At 36.1% G+C, this 479-nt stretch carries 1 protein-coding gene; it reads left to right on the top strand.

What is annotated here, in order from left to right; translation table 11 throughout:
* Window positions 1-30: 30 nt before the first annotated feature.
* The coding region (locus HNS40_RS22750) for a T9SS type A sorting domain-containing protein (RefSeq protein ID WP_172284990.1) at window positions 31-479 on the top strand (449 nt) is incomplete at its 3' end.

The following is a 479-nucleotide window of genomic DNA, read 5'->3' as shown; positions in this document are numbered from 1 at the left end:
TATAATGACAAAATCGTAACCGTAGGTAGAATGAAAGAGAATAATTCCTCTGGTAAATATGATATTTATATGAGCAAGCGTAATCTGGACTTTACTTATGATACTGTATACCCCAATTGGACAGGGCAATACGATAGTTTATGCCCTGGTGGTGTAGTTTCTGGGTTTTTACCCTATACCTGCCATACTATTGTGGGTATAGATGAATTACAAAGCCCTAAGCATTATGCCCAAACAAAAGATAAAATAGAGTTACAAATACTACCCAACCCTGCTCATACCATAGCTAAGCTAATCATCGAAAACAAAAATGAAATTACAGGTTTACAATTATCTGTTTATAATCAAACTGGCGAGGAGGTTTATCAAAAGAAATTAGCCAATGGTATAAAGGAGGAGGCCTTAAATATTAGCCAATGGTCGGCAGGTATATATGTCATTATTGTAAGAAGCGAAAACCATATGGTGGGGAGTGCTAA

This window comes from Lentimicrobium sp. S6, from assembly GCF_013166635.1.
Classification (GTDB): domain Bacteria; phylum Bacteroidota; class Bacteroidia; order Bacteroidales; family UBA12170; genus UBA12170.
The sequence above is the reverse complement of the archived record's forward strand: the minus strand, read 5'-3'. Positions and strand labels throughout refer to the sequence as shown.